This window comes from Variovorax sp. WS11 (assembly GCF_010499245.1).
Taxonomy (GTDB): Bacteria; Pseudomonadota; Gammaproteobacteria; order Burkholderiales; family Burkholderiaceae_C; genus Variovorax.
The window spans coordinates 967,769-985,586 of sequence record NZ_JAAGOW010000004.1 but is presented as its reverse complement, the minus strand read 5'-3'; the positions used below and the strand labels follow the sequence as shown (position 1 = coordinate 985,586).

General features: G+C 62.7%; 11 protein-coding genes and 4 pseudogenes. 9 read left to right on the top strand and 6 right to left on the bottom strand.

The genetic code is table 11. The annotated features are described in order from the left end of the window. Nucleotide 1: 1 nt before the first annotated feature. The 3 genes from GXN78_RS34130 to GXN78_RS34120 all read right to left on the bottom strand — a co-directional run bounded on the left by GXN78_RS34130 (nucleotide 2) and on the right by GXN78_RS34120 (nucleotide 3,562). A complete protein-coding gene (locus GXN78_RS34130) occupies nucleotides 2-1,237 on the bottom strand; it encodes an IS4 family transposase (RefSeq protein WP_164256131.1) in 1,236 nt (411 codons plus the stop codon). A gap of 103 nt (nucleotides 1,238-1,340) precedes the next feature. Further along, nucleotides 1,341-1,784 (bottom strand): HAD-IA family hydrolase, encoded by a 444-nt coding sequence (locus GXN78_RS34125; RefSeq protein WP_106560443.1) that lies wholly within the window; start codon nucleotides 1,782-1,784, stop codon nucleotides 1,341-1,343. Further along, on the bottom strand, nucleotides 1,784-3,562 hold the full coding sequence (locus GXN78_RS34120) for a M4 family metallopeptidase (protein WP_164256128.1): 1,779 nt from the start codon (nucleotides 3,560-3,562) through the stop codon (nucleotides 1,784-1,786). The genes GXN78_RS34125 and GXN78_RS34120 overlap by 1 nt, the downstream gene beginning before the upstream one ends. 239 nt (nucleotides 3,563-3,801) lie before the next feature. Here GXN78_RS34120 and GXN78_RS34115 point away from each other — a divergent pair, with 239 nt between their 5' ends. Together GXN78_RS34115 and GXN78_RS34110 are read left to right on the top strand one after the other, a co-directional pair. Next, nucleotides 3,802-4,257: an NAD(P)H-dependent oxidoreductase gene (locus tag GXN78_RS34115; RefSeq protein ID WP_343231037.1), complete on the top strand. Its 456-nt coding sequence runs from the start codon at nucleotides 3,802-3,804 to the stop codon at nucleotides 4,255-4,257. A 536-nt stretch (nucleotides 4,258-4,793) separates the two neighbouring features. Further along, entirely contained in the window at nucleotides 4,794-6,422 is a 1,629-nt protein-coding gene (locus GXN78_RS34110; RefSeq protein WP_164256125.1) for a hypothetical protein, read from the top strand. A gap of 119 nt (nucleotides 6,423-6,541) precedes the next feature. On the opposite strand, the pseudogene GXN78_RS42300 reads toward GXN78_RS34110, so the two are convergent. Continuing rightward, nucleotides 6,542-6,649 (bottom strand): annotated as a pseudogene (locus GXN78_RS42300) (cupin); the annotation flags it as partial. Nucleotides 6,650-6,894: 245 nt separating this feature from the next. On the opposite strand from GXN78_RS42300, the gene GXN78_RS34105 reads away from it, so the two are divergent. The 4 genes and pseudogenes from GXN78_RS34105 to GXN78_RS34090 form a co-directional block, all read left to right on the top strand. After that, nucleotides 6,895-7,578: a hypothetical protein gene (locus GXN78_RS34105; protein WP_106560447.1), complete on the top strand. Its 684-nt coding sequence runs from the start codon at nucleotides 6,895-6,897 to the stop codon at nucleotides 7,576-7,578. Nucleotides 7,579-7,664: 86 nt separating this feature from the next. Continuing rightward, a pseudogene (locus GXN78_RS34100) lies at nucleotides 7,665-8,201 on the top strand (IS5 family transposase); the annotation flags it as partial. A gap of 175 nt (nucleotides 8,202-8,376) precedes the next feature. After that, nucleotides 8,377-9,208 (top strand): annotated as a pseudogene (locus tag GXN78_RS34095) (tyrosine-type recombinase/integrase); the annotation flags it as partial. 144 nt (nucleotides 9,209-9,352) lie between these two features. Then, a pseudogene (locus GXN78_RS34090) lies at nucleotides 9,353-10,138 on the top strand (IS91 family transposase); the annotation flags it as partial. Between the two features lie 404 nt (nucleotides 10,139-10,542). Here GXN78_RS34090 and GXN78_RS34085 read toward each other — a convergent pair. Both GXN78_RS34085 and GXN78_RS34080 read right to left on the bottom strand, forming a co-directional pair. Continuing rightward, entirely contained in the window at nucleotides 10,543-11,940 is a 1,398-nt protein-coding gene (locus tag GXN78_RS34085) for a trypsin-like serine protease (protein ID WP_106560449.1), read from the bottom strand. A 33-nt stretch (nucleotides 11,941-11,973) separates the two neighbouring features. After that, the gene (locus tag GXN78_RS34080; RefSeq protein WP_106560450.1) at nucleotides 11,974-13,047 is read right to left on the bottom strand and encodes a hypothetical protein; all 1,074 of its coding nucleotides are present in this window, start codon (nucleotides 13,045-13,047) and stop codon (nucleotides 11,974-11,976) included. Between the two features lie 718 nt (nucleotides 13,048-13,765). Between GXN78_RS34080 and GXN78_RS34075 the strand changes: the two genes are divergently transcribed. From GXN78_RS34075 to GXN78_RS34065, 3 genes are all read left to right on the top strand, one after another. Then, nucleotides 13,766-16,279 carry a DNA phosphorothioation-associated putative methyltransferase gene (locus GXN78_RS34075; RefSeq protein WP_239143003.1) on the top strand — a complete coding sequence of 838 codons (2,514 nt, stop codon included), beginning with the start codon at nucleotides 13,766-13,768 and terminating at the stop codon, nucleotides 16,277-16,279. A 446-nt stretch (nucleotides 16,280-16,725) separates the two neighbouring features. Continuing rightward, nucleotides 16,726-16,896 (top strand): hypothetical protein, encoded by a 171-nt coding sequence (locus GXN78_RS34070; RefSeq protein WP_164256122.1) that lies wholly within the window; start codon nucleotides 16,726-16,728, stop codon nucleotides 16,894-16,896. Between the two features lie 170 nt (nucleotides 16,897-17,066). Then, entirely contained in the window at nucleotides 17,067-17,714 is a 648-nt protein-coding gene (locus GXN78_RS34065) for a hypothetical protein (protein ID WP_146163183.1), read from the top strand. The last annotated feature ends 104 nt before the right edge of the window (nucleotides 17,715-17,818 follow it).

Genomic DNA, 17,818 nt, shown 5'->3' with positions numbered 1-17,818 from the left:
TTCATTGAACCATCGTCGTCGACGCCTCGGGCGCGCTGGGGGGAAAGGCCCCGGAGCCGGGCTGTGCGCGGCGAAGCAGCTGCACATGCCCTGTGAAGGACAGCTCGGCATGTGCCATTCGATGCCGCGTGGCGCCCTGATGCAGCAGCCAGCGCACCGAGTAGTGCGCCAGCACCCAGCCATAGAACTCCTGGCGCACGAGCTCCGCGGTCTTGCTGCGCAGCACGCGGCGGCTCTGTCGCAGGTGCGTCTTGAGCTCGTCGAATACGCCCTCGATCTCCCAGCGCTGGTGGTACACCGCTGCCAGCTCCAACGCCGGGGCGACCTGCGGGTCCAGCAACGTGGTCAACAGTCGGTAGCGCGGTTCTGCATCGGCCAGTCCCGGCAAGGCGTACTCGATGACGCGCACCACGATGGCTTGGCTCGTCGCCTCGCTGCGGCTCACACCGGTGGGATGGATGGCACTGAGGTACGAACCATCGTCGAGCATGCGATGCACGGGCATCTGGCGGTTGCCCACGCAGCGCCAGAGCAACTGCGCCCCGGTGGCTTGCGCCTGCTGCCAGTGCTCGAAGCCGTTGAACCCCCGGTCGGCCAGGCACAGCATGCCCGGCCCCAGCCGGGGCAACAGCGGCTGGAACAGCTCCCACTCGCCGCTAGGGTAGGGCCCCAGGTTGGCACACAGGATCGCGTGCGTCGCGCACTCCACCAGGACCATGCATCGTGCCTGCGGGTAGCCAGCGCGGCCGATTCGGCTGCCCGGGTAGCCGAAATGCGCCGCGTTCTCCGCCTCGTCAGGCAGCTCGAAGGTGCTGCCGTCAATGGCGACCAGCCTCAGGCCGGCATAGAACGCGTGGGGGTGCGCCTGGGCGTCAGCCATGGGCACGCAGCAGCGCTCGACCAGTTCACGCATCGGCGCCGCGCCGATCTTGCTGCGCAAGCCGCTGATCGAGGACTTTGTCACCCGGGGTGGCTCGGCAGCGCCGGCCGCCCAGGCCAGGCCCTGCGACACGGCCGCGAACACTTCCTCGTACGCGGCCTCGGGGTACAGGCTCAGGGCCATGCAGTAGTACGCCCCTGCCACCGCCGGAAAGCTGCGCACGCGCTGCGAGTTGCAGCCGTGGGCATCGAGCACCGCATTCACCAGCTCGGCCGGCACGACCCGCGCCAGCAGGCTGGCACTCAGAAAGTCAGCCAGCCTTGCCCCACTTCCCAGGACCGCCTTGGTTCTCGCCATGCTCGACTCCGTCGTTGCGACGGCAGTCATTATGCATCAAATTATTCTATCCGAACAGTATTGTGTGTAGCCCCCACTTTGGCCCGCTCTCCCTCGTGGTCATCTAGGCGCTCAGCGTCACGAACTCCCGGATCTGCTTCGACAGTGCGGGCAGGTCGCCAGGCGGCGGCAGCACGCGCAGCGCGCGCAGCCCCGCCTGCTGTGCCATCAGGGTCTCGATGACGTTTTCGCCGCAGAAGAGGCACTGGCTGGTCGGCAGCCCGGTCTGTGCAACGGCCTTGTCGAAGATGGCTCGCGATGGCTTCACTGCACCCACCTCGGACGAGAAGATCACCAGCTTCTCCTCGAAGGCCGACAGCTTGAAGTCCGTGGGCAGCAGCTTCAGGATGGCCACCCGGTCGGGAACGCCTTCGGTGTTGGAGATGATGCCCAGGCGCAGTTGTGCCTGGTGCAGGTCCTTCAGCAGCGCTTTGGCGCCGGCAATCCACTTCCGATCGGACGTGACCAGCGTGTCGCCGAGGTCGAAGAACACGACGGCAATGGCCATCAGTTGATCCCAACGGCGGAGAACGCGCCCTCGATGGCCGTGATCCGGCTCGCCAGCTCGGCGGCAGGCAGGGCGCGGAACAGCGTGCGCGCGCTGTCGAGCACGGCGCGCCGGCTGTCGGCGAACTGCGAGGTGCGCGACAAGCGCTGCGTCAGGGCCAGGTAGAAGATGGCCGCGACCTCCTGGGGTTTGAAGGCGAGCTTGCCAGCTTTCTTGGCGACCAGCACGTTGAAGGCGGCCTTGTTGTGGATGCCGCTGTTGATGTGCACGCCGCCGTTGTCGCCGTTGGGCGTGTTGGGCAGCACCACAAAGCTCTTCATGTTGTCCGGCTGGTTGAAGCGCGTCGGGTCGCTCATGTCGCGGAACGGGGCACCACTAGGCGTCAGCCCGGCACCGATCAGCCAGTTCCAAGTGACGGGGTTGGGGTTCGCGTTGTTGGCGATGATGATGCCGAAAATATCCGAATACGACTCGTTCAGCGCGCCGGACTGCTTGGCATATTCCAGCCGCGAGGTCTTGTCGGTTACGCCGTGGAACATCTCGTGGCCCACCACGTCCAGCGCCACGGACATGGACAGAAAGGTGGTGCCGGCCAAGCGTTGCCCGTACACCATCTGGCGGCCGTTCCAGAACGCGTTGACCCATTGCTTGCCGTCGGGGCTGTCGCTGCGGTCCACACAGTTGATGCTGGATCGCATCAGCCCGCCCTGGTTGTCAATGTTGTTGCGCTTGAGCACGTTGCGCAGAAACAGCGACACGGCCTCCGCGTTGGCATGCGCGCTGACGGCCGAGGGCGAGAAGACCGGCGGATTCTTGATGGGCTTGCCCGGCAGCAGGGCTTCGCCGGTCACCGGGTCACGGAAGCCGAAGTCGAAGGTCTGCACGTTCAGCGTCGAGTCCTTCATCAGGTTGACGTTGCCCGTCTTGTCGGTCTCGAAGGTGCGTGTCTCGCCCAGCCCGTCGATGCCCGTGCCCGAGGTCGCGGCCGTGGGCGTGCGAGGGGTTGCCGTGACGACCTTGCCGGTGTGCGCGTCCACGACATAGTCCATTAGAACGGGCGATGGGCCCTTCTTGTCGGGCACGACAGGCACATCTTCCAGGATGAACACCAGCCGCCATTTGGAGGCGCCGTTGTCGTAATAGTAGTTCAGGCGCGGCACTACGCCGTCCAGCTTCTTGCTGTAACCGGGGTAGGCCTTGACCGCGCTCACCGCGTTTGCGGCCGAGATCGACGCGACGGGCTTCACGCCTATGGGCGTGCCCAGCGCCGAGTTGATGCCGATCAGCTGGTTCTGCATGTCCAGCTCCACGGTCACCAGCGAGCCGTAGACGGGGATCTTGCCGAAGGTCTGGCGGAACTTGACGGTCGTCGTGCCTGTCAGCGGGATGGCCTCGGTGCCCAGGCTCTTGAACTCGCTGGGCACCTTGTTCGCCACGGGCAGGGCGAACTGCGGCGTGGCGTCACTCGCAAGGGCTTGTTCGAGGTAGCCGCGCGCGGCGGTCTCGGGGTCCATGGCCTGCGGGCCAGCCCCCCCCGCGAACGCGAAGACAGGTTGCGCGGCCCGTGCGGCGGCCATGGCGTTCACGGCGGGCTTGGAGGAGGCATCCAGGCTATGCAGAGCAAAACTCTTCAGTCCGTTGCTAGCCACCGCGCCCTGGCGGAACTGGGCCGTGGGCCGCTTCGCCGCGGTCTTCTTGGCAGGAGCTTTCTTCACTGCCCTCTTGGCCGTTGTCTTTTTGGCGGCGGTCTTGCGGGGGGCGGACTTTGCGGTGGTCATGATCATCCTTCGCCTCTTGAGGCTGCGTCCAGTCACAGGCTCGGCCCCTCCACGTAGCCCGAACCTGACGGCTCAGACCTGTGGTTGTACCTGAATAAGCCAAGCAGGGCCTCCATACACTTGAGGAGCGGCCGTTGTTGAAGATGGCACAGGGGGCTTGAAACGCCCTGGCACATGCGGCGCGCGCCTCTGCTCTCCTGCGTACGGCAGCACGCCTTGCTCCCTCGAATATTGAGGTCGTGTTGTGTTCCGAGATTGGCGAACTTCCTCTCTTCAATCCCGATCTTGAGTCCCATGTGCCATCCAGCGTCGCGCGACTGCGGGCCGAGATTGCAGCAGCCGATGCGCTACTGATCGCCAGCCCTGAATACGCGCATGGCGTGACGGGAACGATCAAAAATGCGCTCGACTGGCTGGTCAGCTTTGAGCCGTTCGTCAACAAGCCCGTTGCCGTGCTCAATGCGTCGCCGCGGACACATCACGCCGATTCGGCACTCCGGGAAACGCTCAAGACGATGTCGGCTGTCATTATCGAAGCGGCGTCCGCCAGCATCCCCTTGCTCGGAGCCAATATTACCGAAGGCGAGATGGCCAGGCTACCTGGGATAACACAGGCAATTCGCGAGTCGCTTGCCTCTCTGTACAAGGCGGTGGCACTGCGGCAGTCGGACGATGGCCCCGCGTTACCGGTTTAGCGAAAGACCGCTGCTAGCCCGATCCGACGGCAGTTGGCCATGAGCGGTCCTCGGGTCGCGCCAATCGTGCGTCGCTTCAAGACCGACTCCGGTCGTTCGACGGCGCGAACCGAGCTGGCGGTTTCGACCCATTGCTGACGTTCGCTCCGCCTCGGTGGACTGCCGGTAAGCCGCCGTTCAGCGTGGGCTGTGAGCGGCTGGCCAACCGGCGCGAGGGAGTGGTTGGCTACATTGCTGGGCGTGACCTTTGCGATAATCCAGGAGGCCCGTGCCACCAGACCACCCATGGATGCGCGACCAGGTTGCACCCCGATGGGGAGTTCTTACAGGGCCCCAATGCGCAGCAGATGGTCCGCAGCGCCACGCGGGTATACCCCTCGCCCTCGCGGCAATAGACGGGTCCTGCCGACTGCGGGAGGGTTGCGGGTGGCTGGCGGCGACGTTATCGTCGGGGCTGAAGGCCATGCGACGCGAACCGATAGCTCGCGGCCGGTGGAGCGTGGCCCATTCAGGGCGCATCCCGTGGAGGAGTTGCGATGACGTTTAGATTGTGGATCGCGCTCGGCGCGGTCATCGTGTCGGCCTTCGTGGCCGTGCAACGTCCTGCCTTCGCGGCCGAACCGGCCGAGTTCGCCCCGGGCTTCACCCATCCCTGCCAGACGCAGGGTGGCGCGCCCGCGGAGGACAGGACGCGCGCGCTTGTCTGGCATCGCTGCCGCAACACCGACACGGTGATCGTGTTCATCCACGGCTTCAACTCGAACAATCGCGAAGCCTGGCTGAGCGCGAACGGGACGTACTGGCCCGAGCTAGTGCGCTCCGACGGGATGTTTGATCGTGCCTCGATCGTCCTGCTTCCGTTCTACACGGCGCTGACAAGCGGGGACTACTCGCTCTTCGACGCCAGTCAGGGCATCTGGAACGAGCTCGCACGCAGCGATCCGCAGATCGGACGTTCGGTGCTGGACCACACGAACATCGTGTTCGTCGCCCACAGCACAGGCGGCGTGTTACTTCGCTACATGCTGGCTCAGCGCCAGGGAGAAGCAAAGCTGCGTCGCAAGAGGATCGGGCTGTTCCTCGTGGCCTCGCCGAGCGAGGGCAGCGAGGCACTATGGCGCCTGAATCCCGTGGTGTCGGTGGTGCCCAGTAACAAGATGCTCTCACAGCTTAAGCCCGGCAGCGACTTCCTCAACGAGCTCCTGCAGACCTTCCAGAACCTCGTGGGCAAGGACGACGTCACGCGCGGGTGGAAGCTCTACGGCCGGGAGTTCGCGGAGACGAACCCGATCACCTGCGCCTTCGTCAACAAGTTCACCTGCATGTGGACGGATCTAATGGTCGTTTCGAGGACATCGGCCATGCGCTACTTCCCCGACGGACTTTCCATCCCAAACAAGGATCACCTGTCGATCGCGAAACCCGACAGCGCGAACGATCCGATCCATATCGAGTTGCGGTCCTTCTTCGATGTCAATATCGGGAATTCGGTGATGCGCTCGGCGATCCCGATCCCGTACTACTACATGCTGACGCAGCAGTCGCTGGCGCCCGTGCGCACCGCGGCGACGCCTGCGGATGAGTCGCCGGAGGGTGCCCGGTTGTGGCGCTGGACCGTCACGGACGGCAAGTGCTACAGCGCGGAAGGCGTGAGAATGGCCGGCGGCTGTCAGAAGCAGTTCGACATCCGTCACCTGAAGGAACGCGGCATCGACGTCAACCGGGTCGTCTTCTGCAGCGTGTCCTCGAACACGGCAGCCGAATCCTGCGCGGAGGCGGCGGCGCCCTCGGCAAACCCCGCCACGCTCAAGGTCGCCTTCAACGACTCGTCGGGTCAGGCGGTCACGACATGGGACGGCAAGGAGACGGCGCCGATGTCCGTCAACGCCGGCGAGAGCAGGTTCAAGCTATTCGAGGTCCGACTGGATCGGGCACCGACCAGGGCGGCCCCTCCCGGTACAGTGGACTTCCTCAGGAACACCGACTACACGCAATGGATGCCCGTAGCTGAGCGGCAGGGCGCGCGCGTGTTGAAGGTCGTCGTCTTTCCGAACCAGCCCTTTGAGGTGACGCCGGGATTCGAGACCGACGCTTTCAAGGAGTCTATGCTGGTGCTCGTCGACCTGTCGACGCCGCCGCGTCAGGTCCGCTACCGCCCGCGGTAGCGTGCAGGACACTCGCGGTCCCGGCGGTGCAGGCGCGATCCGGCTCACGCTGCATAGGCACGCCGCCCGCTAGCGAGGCCTGCACATGATCCGCGGATCTCGCGGCCTCCCTTGGCCGCGTCGCCCGGACGTGCGCTTATCACCATCAGTCTGACCACAACCATCGTGTTGCTGTTGAAGGTGTGGCAGGTTCCGGTTCCTGCCGAAAACGCAACGGAGCCGCCTTCGGTGCGTGCTAGACGACGAGAACCAGCTTGTCGCCCCGACAAGGGTTTGCGTAAAGCGTCACGCTCCGGCCGCCGCCACCGGAACCACTCGGACATCAGGCGCTCTGCTACGGAAGTCGACGTTGCCGAACGTCAGCTGTTGGCCGAGTCCGTGTGTTCGCCCGTCCACTCTAAAGCTGACCTCGAGTGCCGGCTCCACTGGGTTGGGGATGTGCGCCCAGGGTCGCCGCGCGTAAAAGACCGCCATGCACAAGCTCCACCTCGACGAGCGTTGGCTTGAGGAAATCGCCGCGATCCGAGACTCGGTCACCGAGGAGAGCGGGCTGATCCGGGACGACGGCGCGCGCTACCGCATCTGTCGGCTGGGTCCGGCGTTCACGGTCGAGTTATTCCCGAGCTTCAGCAGGGCAGACGAGGGCATCGAGCTGGTGTTCGACCCGCAGGACCTCTACTGCCACAGGGTGGGCGGGCACGCGTCGGGTCGGTACCCGAGCACGCTGGACAAGGTGACGCGCAACGTGCATGGCATCGACGCCGCGATTCGCGGCGTGCCCAGGATGAACGATGTGCGCGAGCGATTCGAGCCTCAGATGCTGCTGGTGTTCTGCGTGGCCGAGTCGCTGCGCTTCGATCGCATCGCTGTTGTGATGGACCAGATCATCCGTGCGGGCACGGGTCGTGGCGGGCAACATCACCGCCCAACCCTCGAAACGGGGCCGCTGTTCGAACTGTTCAAGAACTGGGGCAGCGTCGGTGCGGCCGTGTGGCGAGCGGTGTCGGCGGGGGCGCGCGCGCTGGGCGCGCTGCCACTTGCCCGATTGACCCAGGAGCAGCGCGAGCACACCGAGGCCGTCGCACTGCTGCACGGCGACATGAGGTGGCGTGACGCGGCCCTGGCGGTGCGCGCGATCAAGCCGCCAAGTGCGTGAGCCTCTAGGGAAACGCTGATCAATAGTTCGCGACGGGCACGGCCCGTGCATGCGTGAAGACAGAGCAACTCCACAGCACCACCGAGATGAACCAACGCAGTTTTGCAAGAGCCGAGTACGCGATGAAGAAGAAGCGCACGCGCCACGAGAAGTTTCTGGCTGACATGGAGCGCGTCGTGCCGTGGTCTCGTTTGATCGCCGTGATCGAGCCGCTGTACCCCACGAGCGGACGCGTCGGCCGACAGCCGATCGGTGTTCCCCGGATGCTGCGCATGTACTGTTTGCAGCAGTGGTACGGCTTGGCCGACGAGGCGCTGGAAGATGCGCTGTACGACAGCCAGGCGCTGCGCGACTTCGTGGGCATTGACTTGTCGCGCGAGGCGGTGCCCGACGCCACCACGCTGCTGAAGTTCAGGCGACTGCTGCTGGACAACGACCTCACCAAGGCCCTGTTCGAGGAGATCAACGCTCATCTTGCCGAGCAGGGCCTTCTGATGCGCGCGGGCACCATCGTGGACGCGACCATCATCGCAGCGCCCAGCTCGACCAAGAACGCGGGCAACACGCGCGATCCCGAGATGCACCAGACCAAGAAGGGAAACGCCTGGCACTTTGGCATGAAATGTGGTCGACCACATTTCATGCCTTGGGACTAAACCGCTGACGCGGTAGTGCCTAATCACAGGCCGAGCGCCAACCCACCGCCTGGGGCGCATTGCCCGCGAAGTTCCCGATGGGGAACGATGCAGTTGCTGTTCGCAGCACTTTCATCCGTTCCACTTGCAAAGGAGCTTCGCCATGACACCGCTACGCCAGCGGATGCTCGAGGACATGGGCATTCGCAACCTTGCCGAGAACACCCAGCTGTCCTACCTGCAACAGGTCTCGCTCTATGCGGGACACTTCCACCGCTCGCCTGAGGAGCTCGGACCGGAGCAGGTTCGGGCCTATCAGGTGCATCTTACGAAGACCCGCAAACTCGCTCCGAGCACAGTCAGCATCGCGACGGCGGCGCTGCGTTTCCTGTACAAGGTGACGCTCAAGCGCGACTGGGCGCCGGACGACATCCCCATGCCCAAGAAGGTGTTCAAGCTGCCTGTGGTGCTGAGCCCGCAGGAGGTCATGCATTTCCTGGCGTGTGTCGACAACCTCAAGCAGCGCACGATTCTCACCACCGCCTATGCCGCCGGCCTGCGCGTGTCCGAGGCGACGCATCTGAAGGTGACCGATGTCGACAGCCAGCGCATGGTGCTTCGGATCCATCAAGGTAAGGGCCGCCGTGACCGATACGTCATGCTCTCGCCGCGGTTGCTGGAGACGCTGCGCGAATACTGGAAGGTCGTGCGCCCCAAGACCTGGCTGTTTCCGGGCGACATCCCCGGCCAGCCGATCACGCGCTTTGCCGTAGAGCGGGCCTGTCAGAAGGCACATCGCGCCGCCGGAATACCCAAGCCGATCACCCCGCACTCGCTGAGACATGCGTTTGCGACGCACCTGCTGGAATCCGGCACCGATGTGCGCCGCATCCAGCTACTGCTCGGTCATCGCAGCTTGGCCACCACCTCGCGCTACCTGAAGATCGCCACCACCCACGGTGTGCGCGACGACCAGCCCGCTGGATCTGTTGCCCGAGGCCCCGCCGCAGCCGTCTGAGCCGACGCCGCCTCCGGTGTTCTGTGGCCATGCGCTCAAGAATGATGGTGGCCGACAGCGAGGCCGGCATGCGCTTCCTCGACGAGTAGCTGCTGACAGAAGCGTCATTGAGCCGGCAGCGATGCGAGCCACCGGGCTCGAAGTGGCGGACATCTTCCGCCAGGTCGGGCCTGCCTACCGTCAGGATCACGCTGACGCGCTCAGCGGTGGGCAGCGCCGTGTCATGCGCGACATCGAGCGCTGCCGCACGGCCGCGCTCGGCGGCCATGTTGAGCAGTGCGACGCCTGCGGTCACCAGCGCATCTCGTTCAACAGCTGCCGCTCGAGGCACTGCCCAAAGTGCCAGTCGCTGGTTCGCGCGCAGTGGCTCGAAGACCGGCAGGCCGAGCTGCTGCCGGTCGAGTACTTCCACGTCGTCTTCACGGTGCCGCAGGAGATCGCGGCCATCGCCTACCAGAACAAGGCCGTGGTCTACGACATCCTGTTCCACGCCACCGCCGAGACCTTGCGCACCATCGCCGCCGATCCCCGGCACCTGGGCGCCGAGATCGGCTTCATCTCCATCCTGCACACCTGGGGCCAGAACCTGCTGCATCACCCGCACCTGCACTGCGTCGTGCCCGGTGGCGGGTTGGCCCCGGATGGCCAGCGCTGGATCGCCTGCCGCCCGGGCTTCTTCCTGCCGGTGCGGGTGCTGTCGCGGCTGTTCCGGCGTGTGTTCCTGACGCAGTTGCGGCAGGCCTTCGACGAGGGAGAACTGCGCTTCTTCAACAACCTGGCGGCGCTACAGGACCCCGATGCCTTCGCCCGCTACCTGGCGCCCATCGCCCATGCCGAGTGGATCGTCTACGCCAAGGCGCCCTTTGGTGGCCCGCAACAGGTGCTGGACTACCTCGGGCGCTACACCCCGGTCAATTTCGACCGCCGCTTAACAACCCCGCAGAACTTGTTGAGCATTGCCTCTGCCGTTCCATACACGACCAGGAACTGGGCATACCATTGAAGTCGTGGTAGCTCCCGCGCGACCAACCACTATGCATCCGCCAGGTGTTCCATGTCGAACTGCTGTCTCTGTTCCGGTGTGAGTTTCGCTAGTTCGGCTTCGTATAGCTTGTCGATGGCTTCCTCTTCCGAGCGAAAGTGAGCATCCGCAGATTTTCGATGCTCCTCCAGGAGGGAAAATTCCTCCAGGAGGTAACGATATGGGCCCGCCAGGCGAGCGCCACGACCGCGAAGGAGATCAAGGAGCTTGTTGGGAGACGGATGAGGCATTACAGAATCATCCTATCGGAAAGGGAAATAGCTCGCGACCTACTGAGTGATGCGTGGTTTGAGCCAGCCAAGATAGGCGTCAATACGCGTGTCGAACCCCGAGGTGCAAGCGTCATCACCTCCAGATGTAATACCGGCCAGCATGAGGGCGCTGCTCCCTTCGATGAAGCCTGGCCCTCCGGAATCGCCGAAGCAGGTGTTAGTGCCAGGGACAGAGAAAGACACCGCGAGATCATCGTAACCTGAAATCGCCCAGGACGCCTCGCGCTTGATTCCCAGGCCGATCATCTCGTTGTTTAACACGTTGAAGCCGAAGCCAACGAAAAGTATCTTCGTCCCCTTGGCCTTGACCTCTTTCCAGGAAGGCGTGCCAGCATGCAGCTCGGCTGGGGTTATGCCGCCCTGATTGACCGGCGTCTTGAGGCGAAGCAGTGCGATGTCGTGGCGCAGTGTCTTGGGGTCAAAGACCATATCGCCGCTGTCCGGGTAAGACGCACGCGTGACCTCTATCGGCGCGAACAGAGCCTGCGAGTACACGGATCCGAAGGAGGCTTGCACCTTCCCACTGTCCAGCTTCTCCTTTGTCATATGGCCATGCACGCAATGGGCCGCCGTGACAAGCATGCTGGGCGCCACGAGCGTCGCAGTGCAATGAGGCAAACCGTCGAGCATGACAACCGCCACGTTCTTGTAGCTCTCCGTCTGGGTACCGCCTCGGATGTAGCCACGCTGTCCGCTCCCAAACAGAAGCGGCGCGGGCTCAACCGAAACAGTCATCTCGGTAGTCGCGGCTCCTTGATCGCTGCAGCAGCCTCCCTTGCTTCTGGCTGCCGCAGCGACAGCAGTGCGAAGGAAGTAGCTCTGGCCTGGTCGGCTCATGATGACGGGGAACGGGCTACCCGTTGTCGACAGCGCTACTACTTTACCGTCAGGCCCCATCAACTCGTCGTCCTGTTTCGAGCCACTCTGCGAGCGGGAGATTTTGACGAAGTAAGGGACGTCCGGCCTTCCTTCGTCGAAGTGGATGCGGACCACCGCCGTAGCGACGGCGTCGACCGAGGCTTCGGTGTCGTGCCCACTAAACCCGATACGGCGGCCAGCGAGGCACGTGCCCGTCCGATAGTGGCCACCGCTCGCGGTTGCGGCCGCGTCGAGTCGATACGTCAGAGTGGATGGAGACTTACCGGCGAGGGCCGTCACCGACGCGCGACCGTTGGCTGAGCTTTGCCTTCCATAGACCTCGCAGCTGTTGATGTCTTCGTCACCGGCTACCTGCGCCCTTGCGGCAGCCTTCCCCCCATCGACCTTGGCAGCGCCACTGCCAGGCCTGGCAGTAACGGCCCCGTCTGGGACGAGCGTCAAGGTGACCTCGCTCGCCGCCGCAGCACCCGAGAACAGCAGAAGAACGACGAGCAGGACGGACGTGCGTTGACTCATAAATGCCTCCAATTCGCCGAAACGACGAGTTTGCTACTTGCAATTCTTCGGGTCGGCCATGCACTGCGCCAGCCGCTGCTGCTGCGCAATAAGGTCAGCCTCGGCCCTCACCTCAGCGACCTTTGCAACCGTAGTTTCGCCCTGAGCAATCGTCAGAAGCGAATTGGCGGCCCCGACCGCGTTGGCAGCTCCCGAATTGCTGACGTATTGAACGTTGGCGATGGCTCCTGACTCGTTGAATCCAACGGCCAGAACCTGCTTTCCGAAGAGTGTGGTGCGAGGGACCGGCAACACGTAGTCGGTCCCGAGTTGAGCAATCAGAACCCGCCCTGTCCACAGCGATGCTGTGCACCCATTTCCTGGCGTCTCCACGCCCACTTCGATCTGGATCCAGGCCGGCTGTCGCGCGTGCAGCACTAAGTCTCCGTCAGAGCGAGTGTAGACCACCGGCTTGGGCGGGGGCGGCTCCTTTCGGCTCGCTTTGGCGCAGACGCCACCCAGGGCGCCGCCAAGGATCTTCTCGCTTCCCTTGCTTGAAGCGTCCGGATTGATGGTCTGTCTCTCCGGCGCAGTGGGATCGACCTCGCTCTCGTAGGCCACGGTGACCGGCTTGCCACCGCCGAAGTCCTTCACGAACGCACATTCCTTCTGGTAGGTCGAGGGGGGCGGTATGGGGCCAGCAAAGGCAGCAAGCGTGCTCGCGAGCGTGGTAGCTGCCTTGAGTACCGCTTCCCCCTGGCCTGTTATGGTGGTGTTGACTGACTTCAGCCGACCGTCCTCGTAGACCTCAAACTTCACGTCCGAGTCAGTGAAGGTCCCGCGCAACCCAGCCAGACGAAGTGTTTGGCCGCTTTTGGTGTCTGCGAAGTGAGTCACTGTCGGCGTCACGGTATTGGCGACATACAGGTAGTCCTTTGAGTCGCACACGACCGTACGGACTACCCGCACTGTTACCTTGCTGGCCGCCTTGTAGTAGGAGACCTCTGCGTCAGGAATACTGCCGCAACCCGAACTGCTCAGTGCCGCAACTACAACCGCGGCCGTTATGAGTGCCTGGCGGCACGCAGTCGCGCGCACGCCCTCCAAGACCAGATTGGTTCGGATCATGATGCTGAGACTCCTTATCATTGGAATGTTGTGCGGCAGAGTCGTCGGCGGCCAGGGAAGCCGCAAACCTAAGCCTTACAAAGTCAGTGTGTTCTCCATCAGTTCAATAGGCATCATTCGTCAGGCCGATTGACTTTCGACACAGTTCACTGTAGGGGCAATGAGCAACAGAAACTCGGACCGCTCCATCCGTCAAAGAACGATGGCGTCCATGTACGGACGTGAGCCTCTTCTGAAGGGCCTCTGCACGTTCCGTCCCAAGGGTGTCGATGTGCTGCTGGCCGACGCGCGCTTCTGAATAAGTCTGGCTACTCCCAGCACCTCGTCGGTGTCGGCGCATGGGTGTTGCGCAAGGCGAAAGTCGCCGACCCTCGCATCGCCGTCGCAACCGGCGTGCTGAACCAGAAGCAGCCCAGGAACCATTAGCAATACAGCCGGTAGGCCATCGAGCGGCTAGGCGCTGTGTGATTCGCCTTACCGGGCGAAGTAGCATGAGATGGGGCGCTGGACAGTTGGCGCAGCCGGGTTTTGGAACTACGATCCTCCAATGACCGACTACACCTCAGGGCTCAATCGGATCGCCGGCGAGCGCAAGCGGATAGTCGATTCGCGCGAACAGCGCCGTCGCAGGGACGTTCGCAGAACAAAGTGCGATGCTTCAGGTTTGAGGGCGTAGGCTATGTCTGGTGTTGGGAAAAAGGTTGGCGATGACCTGTACGTGCATCTGTCCGCCATCGCCTGTCTGCCCAACGCCGACCATCAGGCGCAGCTGCAAGCTGCGCTGGCAGCGCTTCCAGTCGATGTCCGCCAGCGAGTGAACGTTGCAAAAATCAACCTGCGCACGGCTCGCATCTCGTTGCTTGAGTACCCCACGTTTGAAGACGATCCGTTTCCCGCGCTTGCGAGCAGCTGGAGCAGGCAGGGCGGTAGCGGCTCGACCCTCAGGTTGCGGACGTACAGCGACTCGCTGAATCCGCCGCTGCTTCACAGGAAGGAACTGCTCGTTCACCCAAAGCATCCGCGGCGGGCCAAGTGGCGAGCAATTACCGAAACGGCAGAAAGTCTCGGGCTCTTCGACGATTCCAGGATCATAGGCTTTCAGCTCAACTGGGAGCGTGCGATCGCGAGCAGGGGCTTCCAGCTTGTCGGAGAACAGTTCGTGCCGATCGCAAACGCCATCGATGCGATCGAGTCGCCGGATTCGTCCGCCGCGCGCCCTGTCCAGCGACATTTGACCGCACTTTCCAGAACGGCGATCTCGGCGCCTGTTCAGTTGCTGCTGCGGCACGGCCTACTGGCGCGCGAGCGACGGTTCTTCGACTACGGGTGCGGTCGTGGCGATGACGTGGCTGCCCTAGTTGCCGATGGATTTGCCGCCTCCGGCTGGGATCCGCACTTCGCCGCCAACGAACCGATGAGCTCGGCCGAAGTGGTCAACGTTGGCTTTGTCATCAATGTCATCGAGGATCCCGCGGAACGAGTGGAGGTTCTACACGGCGCGTTCGAACTCACGCGGGGTGTTATGGCCGTAGCGGTGATGCTCTATGGCCCGGGATCGGCGGGGCGTCCTTTGGGAGACGGCTTTGTGACATTGCGAGGCACGTTTCAAAAGTACTTTAACCAGGCTGAGCTGAAAGACTACCTTGAGCATGTGTTGCATCAAGAGGCTTTCCTTGTAGGGCCGGGCATTGCGTTCATATTCGCCAACAAGGAGTGGGAGCAGAGCTTCCTGGCGAGCCGGTACCGCCGCAAAGACATCGGCACTCGCCTCTTAAGCATGCAATCTCGCCTCCGATTACGTGCTCGCGAGCGGTCGCCGAGGCGCCCCGATCCAACAGTGGATGTTCCTGAACAGCCGCATCCACTTCTGCAAGCTCTCTGGCGCCTTGCACTGGATCTCGGCCGCTTGCCGGACGAAGACGAGGTGCCCGAACTGAACGAGGTCATCCGAGAGTTCGGCAGCCTGCAGAGGTCACTGCGCCATCTCCTGAAGTCATTTGACGATGCGTTGCTCGATCAGGCGCGAGCTGCTCGCGCGGACGATCTGCGCCTGTATTTTGCTCTCCAGCAATTCGCGAAGCGGCCGCGCTATCGGGAGCTGGAAGCGTGGCTGCAGCGCGACATCAAGGCGTTCTTCGGAGACTATGCCAATGCACAGGCCGCCGGGGTGCAATTACTCAAGGAAGCGGCCGATCCCTCGGTTGTACTGAAGGCCTGCCAGGACGCTGCGACAAGAGGGCTCGGCTGGCTCGACGGGGATCACGATCTCCAGCTTCATGTGTCGTCGATCGAGCGCCTGCCGTCAGTGTTGCGCGCGTACGTGGCGTGCGGCCTGCAGCTCTACGGAGACCTCGCAGACATTGATCTCGTCAAGATCCACATTGGCTCCGGTAAGTTAAGCCTCATGCAGTACGAAAACTTCAGCCAAAGCCCGACGCCCGCTATGACAAAGCGCATCAAGGTCAATATGAGGCACACGGACTATGAGGTGTTCGAGTACGGCAGGGAGTTTCCGAAGCCGTTACTCTTTAACAAGAGCCGGTTCATGCATGAAGAGGTGGAAGGATATGCCGAGCAACTCGCATTCGATGAGGCACTTGCGACCACAGGGGTCCTCAGCGACTCTGAGTTCGGCCTTTCACCTGACAACCTCCTGCAAGCGCTGCGCATGCTACGCCTTGAGATCAGCGGTTCGCGGCTTGTAAGAGGCACTTCGATTCCCGACCTTGACGATGCTTGCGGAGCCCGCTTCACCTATCGCCAATTGATCCAATGTGGCGAGACGCAGGCCGCGCTGGCCTTGCTCAACGTGCCACGCGAGGCAGAGTCGTTCAACGCACTCTATGATCTCGCTACGAAGCTACTGGATCCAGTTGTCGACTACTTCGGTACGATACGCGTGACCTACGGTTTCTGTTCTCCCGATCTGGCCAAGCACATCCATGCCAGAATCGCTCCCGAGCTTGACCAACACGCAGCGCACGAGAGGAAGCGGAATGGTCAGCTGGTCTGTTCGCGGGGTGGTGCTGCCTGCGACTTCGTCGTCGACGACGAGGACATGAGGGAAGTCGCCGACTGGATCGTCGAGAACCTTCCGTTCGACCGGCTGTACTTCTACGCTCCGGACCGGCCAATCCATGTCAGTTATGCGCCGTCGGAATCGCGGGAGGCCTTCGCCATGACGCCAACGGTGAGCGGGAAGATGGTCCCGCGGCGGTATTCGAGGCGTTGAGCACTTGGAAGAAGGAAATGGGCGTGGACTTCGTGCGCAAAGGTCGAAGTGCCAACATGGGCGGTAGTCGCCAGCCACACCGATCTCGGCACGCGGCGTTCTCCCATTGCTTGCTCGGAAGGCCCCGGCGGAGTCCAGCCGGCTCTCCGCGACGCAGACTGGCTAGCCAACTAATGTATAGGTAGAGCCAGCGCGGACCGTCGTGGCCTGCGGCCAGTTTGCCGCTACTACGCTACTACGGCGAGGCGAGGTGTGGTTTCTCCCAGTGCGCCTCAGCACACCTGTTCGAGACGACACGAATGCGATAGTCAACAGGACTCAGATCTGTGCGCGTCACGTGGGGCGTCAGCAAGTTCCGCAAACGCGCACCTGCAAACCGTCAGGAACTCTCCTGTCTGCATGTGAGAGACTGCTATTCTGCGCTGACGCCGGATTCAAGGAACAGGATGAAACGCAGCAGCAACACGTTGCTTAGTGAGGGGTTGTGGGCCCAGATTGCCGATTTGCCGCGTGACGACCAGCCTCTTCGCGCTGCAATCGCCTACTACAGCAAAGACCTGCTTAGTCTCCAGCATGGCGATGAGCTCGTCGTCGACGCATCCTATCTGCATCGCTAGCGGCTCGAACAGCGCGAAGCTATTGAGTCAACTGAAGAGGAAGGGTGTCACCATCTATCATCTTGCGGGCCTTCATGCCAAGGTCATCTGCGTTGGTGATCATGTCGTTGTCGGCTCTGCGAATGCTTCGGAGAACTCTTTAGTCGAAGTTGACTGAGGCGTCTGTGCTAATGAGAGATCCCTCCCTGCACAGCCAAGTGGAGGCCTTCATCGCCATTGCAAAGAGGAACGCGAAAGCACCCCTGGACTGGGACGAACTGGAACGGCTCGCAGCGATCAAGGTAACGGTTGTCCGCCGCGGAACGCCGACGAAGAAGCGTGGCGTGCGTTTTACCGACCGGCGCGGCCAGCGCTATTGGTGGCTTTCGACTCAGGATCTATCCAGAACGATTGAGGAGCGAGAAGGGCGGGAAGCCGGACAAGCCCTAACCCTGGCGAGAAAGAAGGTGAAAGGTGGAAATGCGGACCTATCGCAAATTCGCTGGCCTCAGAGCGGGCGCCCGGCAAAGGAAGCCCGTGTCGGCGATCTCGTGATCAACTGTCATGCAGATCGCTTTGGCGACGGCAACACCGCTTTTGTCTATGCACCAGCGGTCATTGTCTCCATCAGAAAGGGTAAAGGTTGGGTCCGTTTTCAGTTGCAGTGCTTGCTCGATACCTGGCGTGAGTTGCCATACAAGATTGCACGAAGCATCGTCCAGAGTATTGACGGGAAAGCTATCGGCCCAAAATCAGCGCGGGAGCTGAGCGCCGGCGAAAAGGAGGCCATCATGAAAAGATTCAGCACCATGGCTCAAGAAAAGTGCTCCTCTCGATAATCAAGCTTCTGAGCCCCGTTCGCACGGCGCGCTCCGCCGTGCTTGCGCCCCACCTTTGCCTCCAACGGGCCCATCGTTTGGTCGAGAACTTTTTGGCAGCCCCA

Coding starts and splice junctions, on each gene's coding strand:
- GXN78_RS34080 (WP_106560450.1), bottom strand. CDS start 13,047: ATGATCCGAACCAATCTGGTCTTGGAGGGCGTGCGCGCGACTGCGTGC.
- GXN78_RS34105 (WP_106560447.1), top strand. CDS start 6,895: ATGCACAAGCTCCACCTCGACGAGCGTTGGCTTGAGGAAATCGCCGCG.
- GXN78_RS34110 (WP_164256125.1), top strand. CDS start 4,794: ATGACGTTTAGATTGTGGATCGCGCTCGGCGCGGTCATCGTGTCGGCC.
- GXN78_RS34125 (WP_106560443.1), bottom strand. CDS start 1,784: ATGGCCATTGCCGTCGTGTTCTTCGACCTCGGCGACACGCTGGTCACG.
- GXN78_RS34130 (WP_164256131.1), bottom strand. CDS start 1,237: ATGGCGAGAACCAAGGCGGTCCTGGGAAGTGGGGCAAGGCTGGCTGAC.
- GXN78_RS34085 (WP_106560449.1), bottom strand. CDS start 11,940: ATGAGTCAACGCACGTCCGTCCTGCTCGTCGTTCTTCTGCTGTTCTCG.
- GXN78_RS34120 (WP_164256128.1), bottom strand. CDS start 3,562: ATGACCACCGCAAAGTCCGCCCCCCGCAAGACCGCCGCCAAAAAGACA.
- GXN78_RS34065 (WP_146163183.1), top strand. CDS start 17,067: ATGAGAGATCCCTCCCTGCACAGCCAAGTGGAGGCCTTCATCGCCATT.
- GXN78_RS34070 (WP_164256122.1), top strand. CDS start 16,726: ATGAAACGCAGCAGCAACACGTTGCTTAGTGAGGGGTTGTGGGCCCAG.